At 61.6% G+C, this 21,189-nt stretch carries 13 protein-coding genes and 1 pseudogene; 5 read left to right on the top strand and 9 right to left on the bottom strand.

Going from position 1 to position 21,189, the window contains the following annotated elements; genetic code table 11:
• Window positions 1-208 precede the first annotated feature (208 nt).
• Window positions 209-1,162 carry a mycofactocin-coupled SDR family oxidoreductase gene (locus IZV00_RS02255; RefSeq protein ID WP_196225592.1) on the bottom strand — a complete coding sequence of 318 codons (954 nt, stop codon included), beginning with the start codon at window positions 1,160-1,162 and terminating at the stop codon, window positions 209-211.
• 308 nt (window positions 1,163-1,470) lie between these two features.
• Here IZV00_RS02255 and IZV00_RS02250 point away from each other — a divergent pair, with 308 nt between their 5' ends.
• Window positions 1,471-1,962, top strand: coding sequence for a cation:proton antiporter domain-containing protein (locus IZV00_RS02250; protein ID WP_230463266.1), 492 nt, complete (start codon window positions 1,471-1,473; stop codon window positions 1,960-1,962).
• Between the two features lie 32 nt (window positions 1,963-1,994).
• Window positions 1,995-3,121, top strand: a protein-coding gene (locus IZV00_RS02245) for an IS3 family transposase (RefSeq protein ID WP_202981374.1) whose coding sequence is annotated in 2 segments (ribosomal slippage) — window positions 1,995-2,226 and window positions 2,226-3,121 — 1,128 coding nt in all. Because the reading frame shifts where the segments join, the coding sequence is not laid out codon by codon here.
• Window positions 3,122-3,160: 39 nt separating this feature from the next.
• On the opposite strand, the pseudogene IZV00_RS02240 reads toward IZV00_RS02245, so the two are convergent.
• Window positions 3,161-3,565 (bottom strand): annotated as a pseudogene (locus IZV00_RS02240) (tyrosine-type recombinase/integrase); the annotation flags it as partial.
• Between the two features lie 197 nt (window positions 3,566-3,762).
• Between IZV00_RS02240 and IZV00_RS02235 the strand changes: the two are divergent.
• Both IZV00_RS02235 and IZV00_RS02230 read left to right on the top strand, forming a co-directional pair.
• The gene (locus IZV00_RS02235; protein ID WP_097093755.1) at window positions 3,763-4,101 is read left to right on the top strand and encodes a hypothetical protein; all 339 of its coding nucleotides are present in this window, start codon (window positions 3,763-3,765) and stop codon (window positions 4,099-4,101) included.
• A 14-nt stretch (window positions 4,102-4,115) separates the two neighbouring features.
• Entirely contained in the window at window positions 4,116-4,415 is a 300-nt protein-coding gene (locus IZV00_RS02230) for a hypothetical protein (RefSeq protein WP_097093795.1), read from the top strand.
• Window positions 4,416-4,660: 245 nt separating this feature from the next.
• On the opposite strand, the gene IZV00_RS02225 is transcribed toward IZV00_RS02230, so the two are convergent.
• The 7 genes from IZV00_RS02225 to IZV00_RS02195 form a co-directional block, all read right to left on the bottom strand.
• Window positions 4,661-6,583, bottom strand: a complete 1,923-nt coding sequence (locus IZV00_RS02225) for a DUF4209 domain-containing protein (RefSeq protein WP_196225591.1) — start codon at window positions 6,581-6,583, stop codon at window positions 4,661-4,663.
• A gap of 62 nt (window positions 6,584-6,645) precedes the next feature.
• Window positions 6,646-8,826, bottom strand: a complete 2,181-nt coding sequence (locus IZV00_RS02220; protein WP_196225590.1) for a KAP family P-loop NTPase fold protein — start codon at window positions 8,824-8,826, stop codon at window positions 6,646-6,648.
• Window positions 8,827-8,928: 102 nt separating this feature from the next.
• On the bottom strand, window positions 8,929-12,255 hold the full coding sequence (locus IZV00_RS02215; protein WP_196225589.1) for a DEAD/DEAH box helicase: 3,327 nt from the start codon (window positions 12,253-12,255) through the stop codon (window positions 8,929-8,931).
• Window positions 12,256-12,491: 236 nt separating this feature from the next.
• Window positions 12,492-14,213 (bottom strand): hypothetical protein, encoded by a 1,722-nt coding sequence (locus IZV00_RS02210; RefSeq protein WP_196225588.1) that lies wholly within the window; start codon window positions 14,211-14,213, stop codon window positions 12,492-12,494.
• On the bottom strand, window positions 14,210-17,779 hold the full coding sequence (locus IZV00_RS02205) for a DEAD/DEAH box helicase (protein WP_196225587.1): 3,570 nt from the start codon (window positions 17,777-17,779) through the stop codon (window positions 14,210-14,212). Before IZV00_RS02205 ends, IZV00_RS02210 begins: the two co-directional genes overlap by 4 nt.
• Before the next feature lie 457 nt (window positions 17,780-18,236).
• The gene (fixJ, locus tag IZV00_RS02200) at window positions 18,237-18,851 is read right to left on the bottom strand and encodes a response regulator FixJ (protein ID WP_196225586.1); all 615 of its coding nucleotides are present in this window, start codon (window positions 18,849-18,851) and stop codon (window positions 18,237-18,239) included.
• Entirely contained in the window at window positions 18,838-20,316 is a 1,479-nt protein-coding gene (locus tag IZV00_RS02195) for a PAS domain-containing sensor histidine kinase (RefSeq protein WP_196226462.1), read from the bottom strand. Before IZV00_RS02195 ends, fixJ begins: the two co-directional genes overlap by 14 nt.
• Before the next feature lie 176 nt (window positions 20,317-20,492).
• Here IZV00_RS02195 and IZV00_RS02190 point away from each other — a divergent pair, with 176 nt between their 5' ends.
• Window positions 20,493-21,182 carry an alternative oxidase gene (locus tag IZV00_RS02190; RefSeq protein WP_196225585.1) on the top strand — a complete coding sequence of 230 codons (690 nt, stop codon included), beginning with the start codon at window positions 20,493-20,495 and terminating at the stop codon, window positions 21,180-21,182.
• Window positions 21,183-21,189: the final 7 nt, after the last annotated feature.

Below are 21,189 nucleotides of genomic sequence, written 5' to 3'. Positions count from 1 at the left end.
GTGTGGCGCGCGGCTTCAGCTTTCGATCCTTGTTGAACATCCAGGAGTAAGTTTACCTCGTCCGGCAGCGGTCAATTAGCTCTCCATTGGAGCATCCACTCGCGGCCGGCTGTGGGTTCACCGGATTTAGCCGCTGAGATCCACCGGGGTCGGTGACGCGTTTTTGCAGCCTTTTATCAATGCATGATGGGGCCAGAAAAAAGGGCATCTACGCGACGTTACTGGCCATGCTTCCCGCCGCCACGTCAATGGCTGAACCAGTGATATGCCGTGCTTCTTCAGACAGGAGGAACAGGACGCTGTCGCTGACGTCAGCCGGTTCCACCCAAGGCACACCTTGGGGGGTGAACGGATTGAGGCGCATTTTCGCCTCGAATTTTTCCCGGCTGGGCTCCGCGTCGCCAGGCAAGGCCCGCTTCCACGCGGCCGCGTTATTGAGCAGCGGAGTGTTGACGCCGGTCGGGCAAACGCAATTTACCGTCACATTGCTCTTCGCGACCTCCAGTGCGGTGGCCTTGACCATTCCAATGACGCCCCATTTGGATGCGCAATAAGCGCCCGAGTTCATCTGCCCCGTTCGAGCAGCTAGCGATGCGATGGCAACAATGCGCCCATACCGGCGCGCGACCATGCCCGGAAGCACGGCGCGCATGCTGTGAAAGACGCCATAGAGGTTGGTGCGCACGACATCATCGAACAAGCCGTCGCTCATGGAGGCCAAGGGGGCAGTGCCGTACACTCCCGCATTAGCGACCAACAGATCAATTCTGCCGAACATTTCGACGCCTTTTTGCGCGACTTCGGTGACCGCGTCAGGATCGCGTACGTCGGACCTGAGCGCTAGCACGCGCCGCCCCATTGCACGTACCATCTCCGCGGTCTCATCCAGGTCCGCTTGGCTTGCCATGGGGTATTCGATCGTCGGCAGCGAAGTCACGCTATCGGAAATAATGATGTCAGCGCCCTGCGCGGCAAGACGCTGAGCATGACTGCGACCTTGACCACGTGCGCCGCCGGTAATCCAGGCTATTTTACCGGCAAATCGACCAGCGAGCCGCTCTGGTGCCGCTGCTTGGGCCGTGCCGATAGCCGACGATGCAGTTACAGCACCCGCTGAAGCTACAAACTGGCGACGTGAGATAGTTGGGTCGTCTCCAGACATGGCTCAATCCTCTCGAACAGTGGTTTCGGGCCCCTCTTTCAAGAGAGGTTCCACGGTGCAGCGATCTACGTCAATCCTCTGACGAAGACCATTAAGAGCCTAGCTCTTCAAGGACGTTGGCGTCCGCAGACGTGACATTTGCCTGCGAAAAGGGCCGCAGGGCGAGGCGTCCGGTCCCCCAGCAAACTGCATGTCGGCCACAGCTATTGAGCGGTTGATGGAGGCCGTACAGTCGCTGCTATGGAATGTGAGGGTACGCGGTGGAGCGAGGGCCAGCAACGTCCATGCAACCGGCGCGTTAGCGGCTGATGGATCTGCCTTTCACTGCGCCCGAGCCGTATATCCTGATGCTGACAGGCGCGGGGTTCCTGATAGCGCTGGTGGCTTGGCTACCGCTTGCGCTGAAAAAGCTCCCGCTGTCATTGCCCATTGTGTGCATCCTCATAGGCGCTGGCATCTTCTGTTTGCCGGAGGTGAAGTTCCGGCCTTCGCCGATCAACTATCCCGTTATCACCGAACGCTTCAGCGAATTTGTGGTGATTATCGCACTGATGGGCGCAGGGTTGAAGCTTGACCGCCCCTTTCACTGGCGGCGCTGGGGCGTAACCTGGCGTTTGCTTGCGATCACCATGCCGCTCGGCATCGGCATCATCACGCTGATGGGCGGGGCCTTGCTGGGCCTGCCATGGAGCATCGCTCTCCTGCTCGCCGCCAGCCTCGCGCCCACCGATCCCGTTCTTGCCGCCGATGTTCAGGTCGGCCCTCCTTGGACTTGTAACGGTTTTGTGCCGGTCACTTGAGAGTTTAAGGCTCGTTCAAGGAGACCGACGAGATGATGAAGCATAGTGAAGAGTTCAAGCAGGAGGCTGTGCGCATTGCGCTGACCAGCGGGTTGTCGCGCGGACGCGTCGCGTCAGATTTGGGTGTCGGCAAGTCGACGCTGAACAAATGGGTTTCGCATTATCGTCCATCGGACCTGGTGGCAGCGCCGCAGGCAGATCTGGCACGAGAGAATGAACGGCTTCGCCTTGAGAACCGCGTGCTTCGGGAGGAGAGGGAAATCCTAAAAAAGGCGACTCAGTTCTTCGCGAGCCAAAGGCCGTGAGGTTCGCCTTTGTGCACAGCTGGCGGCATCGGTGGCCGGTGGAGCTGATGTGCCGTGTCCTTCAGGTGAGCGAGCGCGGTTATCGTTCCTGGCGCTCGCGTCCAGTAAGTCATCGGGAGCGGACAGACATGAGGGTGCTGGCCCATATTCGGGAACAATATAGCCTGAGCCTTGGCAGCTACGGTCGTCCGAGGATGACGATGGAACTCAAGGAGGCGGGCCTTGATGTTGGTGAGCGTCGGGTCGGCCGCCTCATGCGGATCAACGGGATCAAGCCGGTCCGCACACGCAAACACAAGGTGACGACGGACAGCCACCATCGCCTGGGTGTCGCAGCGAACTGGTTGGATGGCGACTTTGCCGCCGATGCGCCAAATTGCAAATGGGCTGGCGACATCACCTATGTCTGGACATCGGAAGGCTGGCTCTACCTTGCCGTCATCCTCGACCTGCACAGCCGCCGTGTCGTTGGCTGGGCTGTCAGCGATAGGATGAAGAAGGATCTGGCCATCCGGGCATTGGATATGGCGGTGCGCCTGCGCAATCCGCCGCATGGCTGCATTTTTCATTCCGATCGCGGCAGCCAATATTGCTCCTATGACTACCAAAAGAAGCTGCAGGCCTACGGCCTGCGTCCATCCATGAGCGGCAAAGGCAATTGTTACGACAACTCCGCCGTCGAGACATTCTTCAAATCCCTGAAGGCGGAAATGATCTGGCGGCAGAGCTGGCCAACCCGGCGGCAAGCAGAGGCCGCCATCTTTCAGTACATCAATGGCTTCTACAACTCACGGCGGCGCCATTCATATCTGGGCGGGATCAGCCCACTCGCCTTTGAGGCCAAGGTGGCATAATGAGATAGGGGACCGGCGCAAAACCGTTACAAGTCCATGCCGTGTGCTGATGTGGGCCGCGTGGTCGGTGCGGCTGGGGAAGGCGTAGTCCTCCAGGGATCCACCCCGGAGTTCGAGCCACTTGAGGAGGCTGGCGCGAGCATCGTCCATCAGCTCAAACTGAACTGGCCTTCCGGTCTTTTGCTGAACCACGGTGGCTCGCGTTCGAATTTTCCTATCACAAACTATGTCGCTGATTCTGATCTTCACTAGGTCGCAGCCGCGCAGCTTGCTATCGATGGCGAGATCAAAGAGGGCCCGATCCCGAATGCGTCCATGCTGGTCGAGGAAGAAACGGACGGCCCAGATCTGACGGGGTTTGAGCGCGCGCTTCGCCCCCACCTTGCGTCCGGCGTTCCAAGATACTCGCTCGCGAGCGGCGGGATCAAATTCTGACAATCCCATGACACGTCTCCTAAGGCCATGATGGCCACAGGTAGAACGCTTCAGAGTAGGCCGACCCTTCGCGGTCGTTCACCAATAGATTTTCCATCCCCAACAACGGACAGTCCGCTAACCACATCGGGCACGGCAGATGCCGGTATGGTCATGCCAGCCCGACCACGATAGACGGACGAAATTCAGACAAAACAGGTGAACGCGTGGCCCGAAAGCATTTCAAACATGGCCCTTACGAGGATGATCATGGCGAGGAAGAAGCCCCTGCGGTAGCACCCTCATGCTGGCTTTGTGGCCAGTCCACCGGGAAAGCCATCGTCTGGCATCACCCCGTGCCCAAGAGCCCTGGCGGGCGCGATGTCGTGCCGATGCATCCTATCTGCCAGAAGACGCTGATCGCCAATTTCACCAATTCCGAACTCCAACGCCATGGCCTGTATGTCGAGGCCCTACTGGCCAACCCCACCATCCGTAAATTTGTCGACTGGGTTGCCAACAAGGACGCCGATTTCACCGCAACCATTGTCAAGAAGCAGCGCTAGAGCCGTTGAAGACGATGAAGCCCAGAAAGCGATATCTCACCGCGACATTGAGCGACGGCTACGTCAAAACGATCGGCCCCACGGCGTCCCCTTTTACGCATTATTGGCGGATAGTCGCGCAGCTCGAAAGCGGCCGGACCGAGGTCTTCTGGGGCCATAGCAAATCGCTCAAAGAGGCGATTGGCAAGAAAGCGGCGACCGCCGACGCGGCACGCCAGCGGGGATGGACGAGCTATGATTTTGAGGTGGTAGAGCTCGTCGCATCGATGGATCTGAGCGGTGGACATTGGCCACTAACGACATCTGATATTTAGCAGGACCACCATCATGCGGATTCGCTGCCGACCCTTACCGGACGCTCAGCTGGCGATTTTTGCCCCCCAGGATCAGACCGTCCGCTTGTCAGGCGGCTATCCGACCAATGCTGGCCGTTCACAGCGTCTCCTTTAATGCCCGGTATCGACGGAAGCCGATGATGGCACTGGTCCAGCGGGCGCTCAGTAGCACGGCCCAAGCGCGGTGCGGCAAGTCTTACCGTTTATGAGCGCGAGCCAATACCCTAAATTTCTCCGCTCGATGTCATGGCCTCAAGCGCGGGTGCGACATGGCCGTCCCAATAGCGCAGGATCGGCGCCAGGGTCAGCATGTAGACCATCCAGCAAGCGATAATCGCCTCATCGGCGTAGAATTCACTCCAGGTGAGCTTGCCGTGGGCGAGCTCATTACGCAGTGCCGGCCCGGGGCGGAAATTGAGCAGACTGTCGATTTGCCACACGATGTTCTTGTCGAGAATGGCCTCGAGGTCAGCGCGATAGAAGGTCAGTAGCACATTGAGTGGCCTGTCGCCCTCGATGCCATCTTCTTCTATCTTTGACGCATCGCGCCCCGCCATCTGGAGGATATGTCGTAATGAATTCTCGATCTGCGGGATCAGCAGATGGGTGGCAGTCGCATAGTCGCCCTGCCAGAGCCGCGCGAAGCCGATCGAGAAGATGTGATGATGGCCAGCGGGAATGAAGCTGCTCAGCTGAACGATCGGCAACAGATGCTGCTCGTTCACCGAGTAGCGCTCGAGGACGGCTTGGCGGGCGGGTTCAATATTGCCATGAACGCGGTATCTCCGCGTGATACCAAGATGGCGAATACCATGTTCTTTGTACCAGGCTTCGCTCGGTTCCTCTTGAGAATCGAGCGACGGTCCTCGCGCCACTTCGCGTCCCTCATGGTCGGCATAGCTCGCGCCGAACATGTTGGAGAGCGGAAATTCCCGGCTCTGCTTGAGCACTGCGGCCTTCAGCTCCTCGACATCGTCGGGAATCGAAAAGCCCACCATCGCGCGCATGGCGTCTGAGAGGCTGAGCGCCTTGAACTCGTCGAAGGTCTTCACTCGCAACTCATCGATGCCATCGAGCGGCACGGCGAAGCTGCCGAACTCGTCAAGCGACATGTCCTGCAATTCGCGAAGCCGCCGGCGCATTTCGGTGACGCGCTCGGGAACGCCGCCCAAGGCGCGGAACTCGCGAAGCGTCTCTTTCACCCAATGGGCCTTGGCCGAGCTCTGAGACACCGAGTCCACCATGGCAAAGGTCTGCTCGATCGCCTTGATCGAGGCCTCGCGGCTCGCCTCCGCGTCACCAGCGCGATCATAGGCATCGGCGGCGAGCTGCCAGCATTCCTTGACCGCCAAGCAATAGTCGTTTGGCAACGCGCTGGCGGCAAGATCGGCAGCGGCGGCCGCCACCTCGTCCGCTGGTATCAGCCTAGCTTGGAGCACGCGTCGGCCGATCTGAGTTAGCGGAAAATAGGCCCGTGCATCGAGGGCGTGGGCGAAGGCAAAACGGACGGTCTCGGGCAAAGGCTCGACTAGCGTGCCACGCTTGGCGATGCGCGCATTGATCATGAAGCAGCGCTCGAGCGGCTTCACGCAGTCCATCGCGCGCGTTTCCATTTCGGGAAACTGCAGTTCGGCGCTGCCATCGGCGAAACGGCGCGCTACCTCGCAATAGGCCTCGATCGCAGTCCGCCCGGCCCGGCGAACGCCGGTCTCATAGGCAACATCGGCGAAGCGGGCGCGCAAGGTCGGATGGCCGATCGTGGGTGCAAGATCGGCCAGCACCTCGCTCTGATCGCCGCGGAAATCATGCGGCAGGGCTGTCCGGCGGGTCTCACTCTGCCACTGGAGGCCGAACGGATCGCCCTCGGCCTCGACCCGCAGGTGCAGGCCAATGAGGGACGAGACGAGGCGATAGACGCGCTCGGCGACTGCGTCGCCGGTATCTTGGGTGTCCTTGATTTTACCCCAGAAGAGATCGACCAACGAATGACGATCGAGCCGCCGCAGGTCGGCCGTGAGCGTGTCGAGGTCGACCGCGGCGAAATCCTCGCGCGAGACCGGATCGTAAAGCGGTTGTCCTCCGTTGACATTGTCTACCACCGGGTCGCCGTCATTATCATCGGTAGAGTCCATCGGGTCGTCGCTCATCTGAAGCCTTTCAATTTCTTTCGAATGATCGGCGCATGCCGCTGGCAGTTTGACGAGGCAGACTAGAAGCGATCGCCGTCGCGGAAGCTCTCGAGCAGGATGCGGGCCTTCTCCCGAAACACCGGGTCCTGCGCAGTCTCGGCCAGCTGGGTGATGCGCTCGCGCGCCGACTCGTAGTCGACCAGCGAAGCGATGTTCGACCGGCTCAGCGTTGCGATCTCGCGCTCAGCGGTTGCCGTCGCGGTGCGGACCCGGCCGCAGAGGTGCTGCAGCGTACCCACCAGCCCCTCGTCCGTATCGACCTCGGAGGCGAGAAGGTTGCGAGGGCCGTCCTCGTCGCCGCCCTGCTGCCAAGCGAAGAGCATGCTCAGCGGCTGGAGCTGGGCCTTAATGTCATCGAACGACATGCGCCTGTATCGGCCGAGCATCACCTCGGTCACTAGATCGAGCTCGTCCGATGCCAGCAGTCGGTCGGAATCCGGCCTATCGCCGTGGCGGCCGTGCGCGAACGTCTCGTGCCGAAAGAGCGACGTCAGCCATGAAACAGCCTGGCCCTCAGCGAACATGCGCCGGATGCCGGCCTCGCGAGCGTCGCCTAGCGTATCAAGCAGTGTCGGTAGCGAACGCATAGCCCTGCGCCATACGTCCGGACCGCCGAAGTCGTTCACGCTCCCTCCCGCCAGCTCGTCCATCACGTTGGCGTAGGCCAGGAGCAGATGCTCGGCCTCCGGCGCCGTCGGAGCCGCCAGGACCCTGGCAGCCAGCCGGTCCAGCATGACCTCGGCGCGCGTCACGCCGCTCGTCAGGCGCTGACCCTGCCACTTCCGCAGCAGGTCTGCGGCTTGTTCCGCCGATGCAGCAATCGCGGTCGCAAGGTCGTTGAAGTCGCTGGACCGCGGGGCGTTAGTCGGCTGCGCGAAGGCGAAATACAGCCGGTAGTGATCCGGGCTGGACAGGCGGCGCGCGCCAATCGCCCGGTCCATCTCCACCTGGTGCACTTCCTCGTAGATGCCGCCGTCGGGATCGCGGTGGTAGCTGGCGATGCCCGGAAGGTGGTCCGCCAGCCGGTCGCATACCTCCCCGAACGTCGTGCCGTCGCACTCAAGAGCGGCATCCAGGCTCTGGCGGGCCCTGACCCTCTGCTCCTCGGAGATGTTTGTCCGGCCCGACGCCCGGGCCGACATCTCAGCGAGATAGACGGTGATCCACTCGTATAGTGCCGGGTTCCCGACCTTCACGAAATGGAGCCATATAAAGTCGGTCAGATCGACCCTTCCTTCGAGTACGGCCCAATGGAACCGGATCGAATCCAGCGTGCGGACGACCGCGCGCGGTGTGACGAGATACTGCCCGCCCTCCCGGTCGATGATCTCGAAGATGCGCCGCTCGACCTCGTCGCCCCCGGCGAGGTTCATTTCCTTCAGTTCGCGCTCGAACCATCGCCGCAGATCGAACGCTTCCGGATGCGGGACCGGCACAGTGATCTGCACGATCTTCTCGATATAGGCGCTACCGTCGCGCACCTGCGCGGCAACCTCGACCGCGTGCGAAACGATGTCGTGATCGTAGGACAGGACATAGGTGATCTTCGGGAAGTCGGCGACGGACCGCACCAGCCGCAGCACCTCGACGATCTCCGACGGTTCCAGCCGATCCACATCGTCGATCACGACGACGAGCGCCCTCTTCAACTTCGCAAGCCGCTTGCACACCTTCTTCTTCGAGGCAGCGAGAGACCTGGGCTTGTCCTTGTTGGCGGACTGGAAGAAGTCCTCTACCATGCCGATCAGCGAGCTGACGAAGGGAATGCTCACGCTGCCCGCCTTCACGACTTTGCCCGCGCCGCTGAGCAAGCCGGCGAACTCGCGCACGGCCGTCGCCGCCCGCTGCGCCTTGCGGATCGTGACGCCGGTTGCGTCTCCGGCCTCAAGCTCGATCTGGTCGATCCCTGCCACAAGCTCCGAGAACATCGCCTGAAGCAAAGCGTCGCGTTCGCCCACCAACCATGGCTTGAACTCAATCACGTGAGGGCGCTCGTCATTCGCGCGGCGGCGGAGCGCCGCCTGCGTAAGGTTGATGAGGCTCGATTTGCCCGACCCCCACCTGCCAGTGACGCCGACCACTAGACCTTCGGACGAGGTGCCGATGGCCAAAGCTTCGGCTAGCATGTCCGCCGTCGGGCCGAAGCCGAGGTTATCCTCACCATCGCCTTCAAGCGCTCGGTCACCCTGAATTCGAGCCATTCGCCGACGTTCCCTAGATGATCTGACCCAAGAGATAACCCGGGATCCAACTTATCCGGTGGTAGCATGTATAGTCGAGCTGTCGTGCAGGCTGAGCAGCACTTACTCGCTCGCTATTACGCCCAGTGAAATCGCTGCGGTGTCCATCAGGTAGAGGTCCGTCGCCCCGAGCAGATCAAGCTGTCGATTTATCAACGATTTTTTAGACAAACCCGGCTGGACAATAAAGACCTTAAACTCAGGAAGCAGGAGCTTCACCTGCTTTCCTAGGTCACGCAAGCCACGAAGATCACCGCGCTCAAATCGCGAAACGTGATCGAGACCTGCAGCCGCCAGCTTTGCCCGGCGGCCGTCCTCACGCCGACGAAGATGCTTGAAGAGTTCCGGCACTGCGCTACGCCAATGTGTGCTGCGCTGCGCTTGGCCGCACACGGCATAAAGATCGTCGACACGAGCCCCCGCACTAGAAGATCCTGAGAACTTACAGTGGTAAAGATGGACTGCCAGCCTGCCGTCGCGAACCCCAATGCAAACAATATCCGCTGCTTCTCCGGCATCATCGTCATCAAATATGATTGGGAACTCATCCTCTGTGGTCGTGGCGAGAAGGTGATCAAGGACGCGCCGCTGGATGGAGTCTGGTCGCTTCTCGACGCGCTGCGATTCCTTCGCTAGGTCGACGCCCGCCCAATCCCATTCGACTATCCGATCGCGGTCGAACGGTTTGCGCGTGGCCCCGACAGGGGGCACGAAAAGCTCTGTTCCCTCAAGGTAACCACCATTATCGAAGCGTATTGCCGGCGGCTCCTTACGAAACCAATCCCCTAGGGACCTTGTCGTGCGGCCGATCCTGATATCGGCTGAAAAAGCGCCCTGTGCCTCATATAAAATACCGTCAGACGAGAACCGGACGATATAGTCTGCAACCTTATTAGGGGTAACGACCCGAAAGCGGATCGGCGTGTTGGTCGTGAAATCCAAAATTTGCAGTTCCGCATCGAAGAACAACACAGACTCCCCATCGATCGAAACCGTGATCGCGTCCTCTGCCCGCTTGAGGAACGCTTCGGGCCAGTCGATCAGTAACGGGATAAGAGCAGGGCGCTCGCTGATCTCGACTGGCAGGATGACGTTGGTGAAGACATCGCGTGTCGAAATCGTTTCGTCGCGGAGCTTAGCGCCGACCGCGTGGCACCATTCCACCCAAGAGGCTAGATCCTCGGCGGTAGTCATCGACCACACCCTGCCCTTCTGCGAGCAGCCTACTGTCACCCGCATTCCGTCTTCGTAACCGTGCGCGAAAAGGTTCGACTTTCTCTTGTTGGTCCGCATCGCCTCCGGCAGCGCGTCAGTGATGTCTGGTCCAACATGCAGGCTGAACCTCAGTCGATCATTGATCACATCGCTTAGGCCGAGGTTCGTCAGGACCAGTCGGTTCACGTTGTGGAGCGACCGAAAGACAAGCTCACCCTTCAATAGAGTCGCGTCGTCGCCAGCGACCGCCTTGGCGAGATCCTCGTGCATGCTGCTGTTGTTCGAGCTGTTGATGTAGAGCAGCCCCTGCTCCTCGTTCCAATGGACAAGGTAGAGGTGCCATTCGGTGTTCCGTATGTCGCGAACATCGCCCCAAGATACAGCGTCGTGTTCGCGCGTGATAAACAGTAGCACCTTATTGCGCTCGTTCACGGTCGGACCGGCATAGATTTCGGTTGAACCCATTGCGGCAATCGCACGATCTGGCCGCCATCGCCTCGTACCCGTCCGAAATACAACGGCACTCATCTTCGGGAAGATATTGCGCAGAGAAACTACGTCGGGGACATCTTGAAAAGCATCGATAAAGTCCGAACGACGAGCCTGCCTAGTGTTAGCACCTTCGCTAAGGTCTCGAAGCAGGACGTTCCAATCCGCGTCCTCGGCGTACAGATCTTGGAGAGCCTCGCCGACCCCAGGGTCGGCGATATTGGCGATCATCGTGGCTTCACCGAGATCGGAGCGAAAGCGCGTGAACCGCCCTGTAAACTGCAATGTGATTGCGAGGCTCTTATGCGGATCGTGAATTGCGGCGATTTTCAGGTCCGGAAGGTCGAAACCCTCTCCCAGCATGTCTACACACACCACGATGCGCGCGTCTCCGCGGCGGAGGCGGGATAAACCGTCGCGGGCCTCGCCAACCGAAATTCCGTTGTGGAGCAGTAGCGGCGCATGCTCGGGCGCGAGTGCTGCGTAATAAGCGTATACCTGCTCAGCGCGTTTAATGTCCGAGCAGCGCGCCATGACGAGGTGGTTGAAACCAGCAGAAGCGTCCGAAGCGAGCTGCGCGATGGCGGCTGCGGCAATAGCTTGGTCTGCCTCTACCCGATCCAGTTCGTCGACCGGTGCGAAGCGGATTTCCTTGAAATAGCCTTCGGCCTGCGCCTTACGAAGCGGATAGTTGAAGACGACCTTGCCGTCCACATGCTTGCCGTCATTGCGAAATGGGGTCGCAGTGAATTGGACCACTGGGCGATCAGCGAAGTGTCCACGAAACGCCTCCCATGTCCGGGCTGAGATGTGATGCGCTTCGTCGATGAATAGATGCGAGCATAGCTCAGCCATGCGGCGCTGGACCGCTTCGGTGCTTTGACCAGCGACCGCCATCGTCGTGACTACCACGTTGCAGCCCATAAAGATGGCGTCTACCTCTTCGGCGGTCTTGGGTTTGTGCTCCAGCAGTCCTACGATTGGCAAGGGCGCGTCATCCCTCAGTGCTCCCAATTGCTTGAGAAGTCCCATCGAGACGAACTTCTCACCGATCTGATCACGCAGCGCACCGGTAGGCACGATGACCAGCAGCCGCGACAGTCTTTCCCGCGCTAACAACGCAAGCATCGTCTCCGTCTTTCCGGTACCGGTTGGCATGACCACGGTTGCTGGCAGATTGCTTGTCTTCCAGTGGGAGAGGACGCCGAATAGCGCTCCGATCTGAGGTGGACGGAGCCCGGTCTCGATGATGCGATCCCCGTCACGCCTTTCCTCGCGAAATTCGAACGCGCCGCGCCAACCATCCAAGACCGCATCGCGCGCCTCGCTAGCTTTGCTTGGAGATAGGAGATTAATGAGTGCGGATGCAGGCGTGAGCCATTCGCCTTCGAGCTCGCTGGATCCGCCTATGAACGCATCCCAGTTCCGGCAGCGAAAGACATCGACCGGCTCGTCAGCAATTGTGAGACGGCGGTCTGTGATAAGGATTGGCGCACCCTGGTTTGGATGAAGAACCGTATAGGAAGATCGCTTGACGGCTTTGGACGCGACAGCAAACTCTTCATGCATAGCGGCTCGGCTAAGCTGCATAATCGGATTCTTGTGAATTCGGCCCTCGATAGAAAAGCGAGCCGGCAGCTTAAAAACGCGGTGCGTGCCAGCTGGCATCGGGTAGGTCTCCCACATCAGTGACGATCGTTACAGGTCAAGTATAAAGGAGGATCGATGTTTTTGCTATGTTCCGGTGTCTCCCGTGACTTAGTGTGTCACGACGCACTTCATTTGCACCCAAGAAGCTGTATCAGATGACGCCTGCCGGATAGCGCTCCAACTCCTTGCGTATGCCTGCATCGTCGATAGCCACCGCGAGCGCGTCCAGGTCGAACAATTTCTGTCTGTGGTCGGACGACATAGTCCGTCCCTCATCGTGGAAAGCGCAACGCGAGGCGGTCCGCAAGATCCCTGGCGACGCCCGGGCCCCGCAGATGCACGCCAATCTCCTCCAGTGGATTGAGAGGGTCCGCGGACAGCAGGTTCTGGCTCGTGACCACGAGGTCGTCGTCGTCCCAGTACATGAACTTGGCGTGGATCGAGGGGTCCGTCACTTGACGGAGGTTCACACCGGCGTCGCGGGACTTGAAGGTCATCTCGGTCGCGACCTGCGCCGTCACCTTGTCGGAGGGCGTGCTGTAATAGACCGTCGCGTCTAGCTCCCGGTCGGCGACCGCAGCGCGGATCGGCTTTAGCGCCATGTTCTCCGCAGCGGCTCCGAGCCGATGGCTCGCGACGACCAGTCGACGCTGCGCTTCGTCGCGCATGCGCTCGAACATGCTGACATGGTCCGGTCCCAGCAGGAGCCGCGCCGCAACCCGGCGTCCATTGCGCCTCGACCTGTCGGACCTCACGACGCGCGCCCTTCCGGCTACGTCCGCGGTGATCCCGGCCCAATCGCCTGTTGCTTGGTATGCGAGTTCAGCGAGCACATCCATCACGTCTGCTACGATTTCGCCGTCCCCGAGCCGGACCGACGTCTCGAAGGATGTCCAGCCTGTGTAGAGCCAGTTGCACGATCCAACCGTCGCGCGGAAGCGCTCCCTGCCGTCGTCGGCGATCAAGAGCTTGGCGTGCGAGCTGGTTGAGAACGGGTGCACCTTCACCCACTGACCGAGCTCGCGCTCCGCGATCGCGCGCGAATAGGTTTCGACTACCCGCCGCGCAGGGTTGGCCGCCTCTCGCTCGTTCCCGCGTCCCCAGAAGATGTCCGTCCGCACGCCGTGATCGCGCGCGGCCCGCTCCAGAAGCGGCAGCAGCCGCATAAACGGCTCCTCACGCACGAAGGTGGAATGGATCGCGACCCACGACCGGGCGGCCGCTATCGTATCCGCGATGTGATCCCAGTGCGCCGTGTCACCCGTGATGATGTCCTGCGGAGCCAACAGGATCTGGCGCTCAGGCTGCAGGGTCGTTACCGGCGCCGCGGGGATGGACTCGACTCCACCGTGAGGCTCAGCACCGGCAGCGGCCTCTAGGACGAGCTTTCGGAGCGCGGTCGCGCTGCGTGGGAGCCCCTCAACCTTGTCGCCGACAACCGTGGCGAGGACCCAGCCGTCACCCGGCCGGGCCGCACTGCGATCCGACCCGCGGTGCGTCTCGTCCTCGTCAAGCAGGCTGTCGATGATGTCGCGCGGCTTCACCTCGGGAAGGTCGGCGCCCACCCGAAGGACCACGACGTCGTCTTGCCGGAGCCTCTCGAAACGCGCCGGCGATACGAAGGTGAGCTCCCGCCAACGCAGTACCCCGCCAAGAACGCGGTCAACCGCGAACTTCATGTCCTTCGTGAGCGGTTGCGTGACGACCGGTAGCTCCTCCTTGTCGACATGGGCCGAGCCACCCGTCGTGATGGCGAAGCGGACCCTGTCGCCGGTCGCGACGATCTCGACCCAGCCGACGCGCATGAGGTTGATCAAGGCCTCGAGCACCATGCGCTGCGGCAACCGCGAGCGGACCGCCAGGTCCGCCGCCGTGCTCTCCCCGCTCTTCAACGCGAAGAGCAGAAGGTGCTCGGCCACGCTCCAGCGTCTTCCCTTCTCAAGATGCAGCCGGACAGTCGAATAGACGATCGGTATGGCAACCCGCGTCGTCATTCCCCGTCTCCTAGCAAATCGGCGATATGCACCACGCTCGCAAAGGGCACACCGTCAGGTCCCTTAGTGCCCTCCAATTCTTGGAAAGCGGCAAGCCAGCGTCGGAGGAAGCCGAGGCGCTCGCCCTCTTCCGGCTCAAGCTCCTCTTGGAAGCGCGCCTTGAGGAAGTCCAAGCTGCCGACCAGCACGAGCCGCCAGCGCGCTCTGCTCATCAAGACGTTCATGCGCCGCTTGTCGCTAAGGAAGCCCAAGGACTTCACGCCCGAATGGGCGTTGTTCCTTACCAGGGAAATCACGACCACGTCAGCCTCGTTACCCTGGAAGGAGTCGACGGTGTGGCAAATGCCACCCCCTACCTCTGAGAAGCGCTCCAAGTTGTCGAGACGTCCGGAACGCCGGTCCGCCGCGATCCGGTCCTCCAGAAAGCGATGCTGGGCCCGGTATGGCGTAAGCACCGCGATCTCTGGCCTGTCGTCTCCAATCGCCTGGAGCCGCCGCAGGACCTCCGCCACCGTGTTGACCTCGGGCATGTTCCGCCATCGCGGCGGCATCTCCGGAGAAGAGCCGCCCACCATGGCGTGGCCGAACGGCATGTTTATGAAGGTGACAGGACTCGATCCGACCGCACCCGCGAATGAGACGGGACACGGTTCGGTCGCGAAGCGCGCCCGCGCGTCGTCAGAGGTGGCGAGGGTGCCGGGGTAGAAGGACCGTTCGACGAGTTGTCCGATCGCCGGGTGCATGCGGTGCTGCTGGTCGAGCTGCATGGCCATGGAGAGGCGACCCTCGCGTGGAGGCTTCGCCGTCTCCGCCTCGATCATGGTCTCGAACATCATCATCCGAGACCGTGCGCCCGCACTGAGGGTCTCGATGTCGGCATTCGCTACGAAGTCGAGCGCCTCGTCGATCCCGGCCTGGCCGAACGCGCGCGCGAGCAGGTGACGCCCCACATCGAACGCGTCCGCGATGCGCTGAGGTGCTGCAAATAGCTTCTCCATACGCTCGGTGTTGAAGGGCGGCAGCTGCTTGTGATCGCCGATCATTAGACGACGGTAGGAGAGCAGCAACGGAGCGAGAAGGTCGACACCCGTCGCCTTCCCCGCCTCCTCGACGATCGACCAGTCGAACTGCGCTCGTTCCTCGACTAATGTCTCAAGCTCGCCCGCGTTAGTCGACGCGAAGACAAGATTGGACGAACGCAGCAGTAGCGACTGGAACGACCGGTCAGGGCTGTTTCGCAACTGTCGGCCGAGGGGCTCACCATCGTCCATGCCGGCGCCGCGCAGCGTCGCGGCCACATCCGAGATTTTCTGCGCCAGATGGGCGGGTGCGGACCGTGCGAGATCGCTTTGGGCGAGGTCCGCGGCCAACGCAGCCGCTCGGACCGGCAAGTCCCAGTCGCTGGACCCAGATCCATGGTCCTTGGGCCGGCAGCGCAGCGCCAGGACCGGGTCGGGAAGCGACATGTCGCGCCGCTTGTCCAGCTCGCCCTTCACCTTCTCGAGCAGGTGATCGACCGCCGCATGGCTCTGCGCGGTGAGCAGGAGGCGTTCAGCCCCGTCCTGACCCATGCGGGCAGCGACGAGCTCCTGTACCAGCCGGGTCTTGCCAACCCCCGGCGGACCTTGCAGCAGATACAATGGCAACACCGCCCAGAGCTCACCCAAGGCTTTCATCTTGGACGCGTCGAGTACGTCGGAAAGCCCATCCAGCGCCCAGCGGTCGTGGGAGGCCCTCCGCCTCAGCCTCGGGCTCGCCAGCATCTCGAGAAGCTCGCCGTGCTCACGCAGGCTGCGGAGCGCCTTCAACTTGCGCTGAAGCAGGCGATCGCTGCCGTCGCCGCCAGCTCGGAGATAGAGATCCGAACCATTCGGCGACGGCCCCGGGCCTTCGAGGACGTAGCGCTCCGGACGGGCCTTCAGATCGGCGTTGACGAGGCGCCAGCGCGTTCGGTCGCCGCCGCGTAGTCCGAGGACGGGCTCCTCGGTCAATCGCCACTCGCCCTCGACACCGACCTGATCTGATTCCATCAGCCTTCGCAACCGCGGACCTGGCGGCGGAAGATCCAAAGCATGCGACAGGCGCTCGAGAACGTCGTCCCGCCGGACCGTCAGTTCGAGCGTCACGTTGCCGCCGCTCGTTTTCTCTCGGGCAACGGTCACCGGCCAGATGTCCGCCGCCTCCATAAGCATCTCGGCGACCTGGAACAGGACGAGCTCGCCGTAGGTCTTGTCCTGAAGCGCCGTTTCGAGCGGATCCGGCGGGGGCGCCCCGACTAGCGCGTCCCAGCGGGTCGTCGTCCCCACCAGCTTGGCCGCGCCTTGCGCCGCCTCGCGGATGGTGATGACCTCAATCGGCAAAGTGCCAAGCACGACGCTGCGGTCGATACGCGCATGAGCGGGCTCCCGCGCCTCGGCGTCGTAGCAGCGTGCCACCGCCCAGCTCGGCGCGCCGCCACCCGGAGGGACGAAAGTCTGGAGACGGTAGGTCAGGCGGCTGCCACGCAGCACGTAGCGGGCGCCGCGGTCACCTTCGCCCTCTTTGAAGCGAATCAGCTTCGGCTCCTCGCCCAAATCCTGCCGAACGAAGAGGAGTTGCTCCGCCTCCTCATCGGACTCGACGAGTTCGCCGCTTGCGCGGAAGATCGCCGCCGAGAGGTTCGACTCGGTCCCGAGCCCAAGCGCCAGAACCAGCCTAGGCTGTCCACCCGTAAGCTGCGCCCGCAGCCCTTCGAGGATGGTACTGATCTTCTGCAGGACGATCGTCGCATCCAAGCGCGACAGCGGATCCGACGTCAAGAGCAGGACGAGGAGGTCGCGCTCGGCCGCTAGCAGGAACTCGGCATCGCGCTCTACGTCCGGGAAGTAAGGTTCATCGGCGCGTCCTCTCGCCGGAAAGTTCATCAGACGGCAGGCGAGCACACCAACCGCCCGCCAGTCTTCGTAGAAGGAGTAACGTGTGCTTCGCGCGGACGCCGTGCGGCGCCTCTGCCGCCCGACCGCCGCGCTCGTCAGACGGATCGACCACTCGAAGCCAGTGAGAAGGAAGTCCGGCTGGTCGCCGATGGAGGTCAGCACGCTCCATGTGTCGATGTTCCGATGGAGAAGACCTTGCGCGTGGAGGATCTCAAGACCCTCGGCAACCCTGGCGATCTCCTCCCAAAGCCGAACGCGATTTCGTGCTGTGCGGGGGCTCCGATACCAGTCACCGCCACGCGGGTCGTCGAGCCAACGCTGCAAGGGAAGACGGTGGTCGTTCGAGAGGAGCAGGTGAAAGCCGTCCTCGACCTCCGCCGAGTTCTGCAGCACCGCTAGGCGATCGGTCGCGCCAGGATAGCTGACCAGCCGGTGCAGTTGCCTGATCTCGTTGCGCCAGACCTCCTCGAGCTCGCGATCATCCATGCCCTCGCGGCGCGGCCACGACTTCACGATCACGGGCAAGCCGTTTGAACGCCGGGTCGCGGCGCGGATCGAAGGCCGTCCGACGCGCAGATCGGCCCGTCGAAGAACCGGGCCGAGATCGTAATCTAGAAGGGTGTTCCGAACACCCGCTTGCCCCTCACTCATAAGGCGATGAGTGCCCGCCCATCCAGCCCCCCGCAAGTAAAAACCGAATTCCGAACCGTTCCGGTTGCATTTGATTTCATAGAGTAAAAAATGATGACGACCGAGAGGCTCTATTCACTCGACAAGACGGCCGGTGCACAGGAAGGCTATACAATCGATACTCACGACAAAGTGATCGTTGCCAGCGGAAGCCAGCTATTCTGGTAACAACTAACATCACCCGTTAGCCAGCACGGCTGCTATCCGACCAGCATCGCTCCGAAGCCGACAGTCGCGAATGTCCCAGGCTTGGTCAGCACGATAAGGCGCTCGTACTTCGGCTTTCGGAGGAAGCGCAAGACTGCTTGAACGGAAAAGTGTGGACGCTAGGAGAATGTCTGGTCAGGGACAAGCAGGATGATGCCGTTCGGACGCCATCGCCTTTCCGTCTCTATTTCCTTTCCAGCGACTCAACTTTCTAGCCCAATCTTGCCAGCGTCACCATGCGGACGAGTTCCGAAAGGGTCTTGACCTGCATCTTCATCATCACATTCGCTCGATAAACCTCGACCGTCCTGGCGCTGATCTCCAGGTCAAAGGCGATCGCCTTGTTGGCGTGTCCCGCAACCAGGCCGTCCATCACCTCCAGCTCGCGAGGGCTAAGGCTTGCAATGCGGTCGAGTATCGACCGCTTCTCCACCTGCGCTTGTTCGTCCCCGGCCTGCCGGGCAAGCGCCTTGCGGATCGACGACAGCATCACTTCATCATCGAAAGGCTTTTCTATGAAGTCCGCCACCCCTGCGTGCATCGCCTGTATGGCGAGCGGCACATCGGCATGGCCGGTGATGACGATGACCGGCACATTTGCACCACGCCGCCTCAGTTCCTCCACCAGTTCAATGCCGTTGCGGCCTGGCATCCGGACGTCCGTGACGATGCAGGCGCCCGACAGCGGCGGGGACGAGGCGAGGAAGGTGTCGGCAGAAGCAAAGGAGCGCACCCGTATCCCCGCGCAGTCGAGCAGGAACTCCAGCGAAAGACGCGCGCCGTCATCATCGTCGATGACGTAAACGATCGCTTCACTCACCGTCATACAGATCCTCCTCACTCACGCGTGGCAGGGTGACGCAAAACAACGCGCCGCCGCCCTCCCGCGGTTCCGCCCAGATCCGCCCGCCATGCGCCTCGACAATGGTGCGCGAAATGGAAAGGCCGACGCCCATGCCGGTTCGCTTGGTCGTGATGAACGGTTGAAACAGGCGATCGGCAACTTCGGGATCAATCCCAAGGCCTGTGTCTGCCACGGTAACCTGCGCCATATTATCGCCCGCTGGCTCAATCCCGATCAGCAATTCGCGACGGGGCAGCGCGACATCGGTCATTGCGTCGACGGCGTTGCGGATGAGGTTCAGCACCACCTGCTGGATCTGGACCTTGTCCGCCAGAACCAGATCAATCTCGGGACTGAACTCATACTGCACCCGGATCTCATGTTCCTTGGCGCCCACCAGTGCCAGGGCACTGGCTTCCTCGACCATCTTGGCCAGGCTTTCGACCGACCGCTCCGTTTCCCCGCGCGCGACAAAGTCCCGCAGGCGGCGGATGATGTCGCCCGCCCGCAGCGCTTCCGCCCCTGCCCGTTCCAGCGCTTCACCCACGCGGTCCAGCGGCACCTCTTCGCGCGCCAGCAGCATGCGGCTGCCTTTAAGATAATTGGCAATCGCCGATAGAGGCTGGTTCAACTCATGCGCCAATGCGGACGCCATTTCGCCGAGCGCCGTTAGCCGCGACACATGAACCAGTTCGTTCTGCAATTCCTGAAGCCGGGCCTCAGCCTGCTGCCGTTCGGTAAGATCGCGGATGAAGCCGGTGAAATGCCGTTTGCCGCCGACGCGCATCTCTCCGACGGCCAGTTCCAGGGGAAAGGTCGATCCGTCCTTGCGCTGACCCACCACCACCCGGCCCTTGCCGATGATCCGCTTCTCCCCAGTTGTGTAATAGCGGGTCAGATAGTCATCATGCGCCGATCGATATGGATCGGGCATCAACATGCTGACATTGCGTCCGCGTACGTCCTCCATGCTCCAACCGAACATCCGCTCCGCTGCCGGGCTGAAGTCCCGTATTAATCCCCCCTCGTCGATCACGATGATGGCGTCAGGCACGGTGTCGAGCAACGAGCGCAGATGCGCCTCCCGCCTCGCCAGCGCCGCCGTGCCGCGTTCCGCCTCTGCCCGCGCTCGCTGGAACCATTCGCCGCCAAGCGCAACCGCAAGGCCGATCACCACGAACGCCGCCGCCGCGATGAGGCTTCCGACTTCCAGAGGACCTATCGCCCTATCGCAAAGTAGCCCTGATGCGGCTCCCGCTATGCAAGCGATGACCCCGCCGCGCAGACCTGACAAGGCGCTTGCCACCACCACCGCCGGAACGAAGAAGATATAGGTGGCGCGCTGGCCAAGCTCTGCGGCGAAGGCGATGCGCACCCCCGCGCCAATCGCCACAGCGATGGCGGCAAGCGCCAGCGTCACCAGAATTGGCGGCGCGAGCAGGCTCATGTGCCGAAATGACACTGCCGCTTTGTTCACATTCTCCTCATCGGATCGGCGCATTCTCCCACCTCCGGTAAAGCCCTTAGGGGACTTGCGGTAGGGACAACATCCGAATTTCTCCCCGACGCCCCGCGGCATAGATGAGCGTCATAGCAAACAGGCTCGCATCTGGAGATAGTTTCATGACCGCACCGTTCATCGATCTTGGCGTCCATCACAAGCCCAAAGGGCTGTCGGACCAGGTCGCCTTTGGCTTCACGAAGATGTTGCGCTGGTGCGCGGACACCTTCTTCGCTGCACGCTACGGCCATCGCGCCGTGGTACTGGAAACGGTGGCGGCTGTCCCCGGCATGGTCGGGGCGACCATCACCCATCTCGCCTGCCTGCGGCGCATCTGCGATGACAGGGGCTGGATCAAGACGCTCATGGACGAAGCGGAAAATGAGCGCATGCACCTCATGACCTTCATCGAGATTTCCAAGCCCACCTGGTTCGAACGCGCGGTGATCATGGGCGTGCAGTGGGTCTTCTATCTGTTCTTCTTCGCCCTCTATCTGGTGAGCGCCAAGACGGCTCACCGCGTGGTCGGCTATTTCGAAGAAGAGGCAGTGATCAGCTACACCCATTATCTTGCTGAGATCGACGAAGGCCGCAGCCCCAATGTGCCCGCGCCGGAAATCGCCAAACGCTATTGGAATTTGCCGGACGAAGCGACGCTCCGCGACGTGGTGCTGGTTGTCCGGGCGGACGAAGCTCATCACCGCGACGTCAACCATGGCTTTGCCAATGAACTTGGCGGCCTGCCTGTGGGCGCGATCGCCCACTGCCCGCCCCACGTCGCGCTGGAGCCCATCTGGAAGAAGGCGGCCTGACCTGGCC

The organism is Sphingobium sp. Cam5-1 (assembly GCF_015693305.1).
GTDB lineage: Bacteria > Pseudomonadota > Alphaproteobacteria > Sphingomonadales > Sphingomonadaceae > Sphingobium.
This window is presented reverse-complemented; position numbering and strand designations above follow the sequence as displayed.

Coding starts and splice junctions, on each gene's coding strand:
- IZV00_RS02255 (WP_196225592.1), bottom strand. CDS start 1,162: ATGTCTGGAGACGACCCAACTATCTCACGTCGCCAGTTTGTAGCTTCA.
- IZV00_RS02250 (WP_230463266.1), top strand. CDS start 1,471: ATGGATCTGCCTTTCACTGCGCCCGAGCCGTATATCCTGATGCTGACA.
- IZV00_RS02230 (WP_097093795.1), top strand. CDS start 4,116: ATGAAGCCCAGAAAGCGATATCTCACCGCGACATTGAGCGACGGCTAC.
- IZV00_RS02225 (WP_196225591.1), bottom strand. CDS start 6,583: ATGAGCGACGACCCGATGGACTCTACCGATGATAATGACGGCGACCCG.
- IZV00_RS02220 (WP_196225590.1), bottom strand. CDS start 8,826: ATGGCTCGAATTCAGGGTGACCGAGCGCTTGAAGGCGATGGTGAGGAT.
- IZV00_RS02215 (WP_196225589.1), bottom strand. CDS start 12,255: ATGTGGGAGACCTACCCGATGCCAGCTGGCACGCACCGCGTTTTTAAG.
- IZV00_RS02210 (WP_196225588.1), bottom strand. CDS start 14,213: ATGACGACGCGGGTTGCCATACCGATCGTCTATTCGACTGTCCGGCTG.
- IZV00_RS02205 (WP_196225587.1), bottom strand. CDS start 17,779: ATGAGTGAGGGGCAAGCGGGTGTTCGGAACACCCTTCTAGATTACGAT.
- fixJ (WP_196225586.1), bottom strand. CDS start 18,851: ATGACGGTGAGTGAAGCGATCGTTTACGTCATCGACGATGATGACGGC.
- IZV00_RS02195 (WP_196226462.1), bottom strand. CDS start 20,316: ATGAGCCTGCTCGCGCCGCCAATTCTGGTGACGCTGGCGCTTGCCGCC.
- IZV00_RS02190 (WP_196225585.1), top strand. CDS start 20,493: ATGACCGCACCGTTCATCGATCTTGGCGTCCATCACAAGCCCAAAGGG.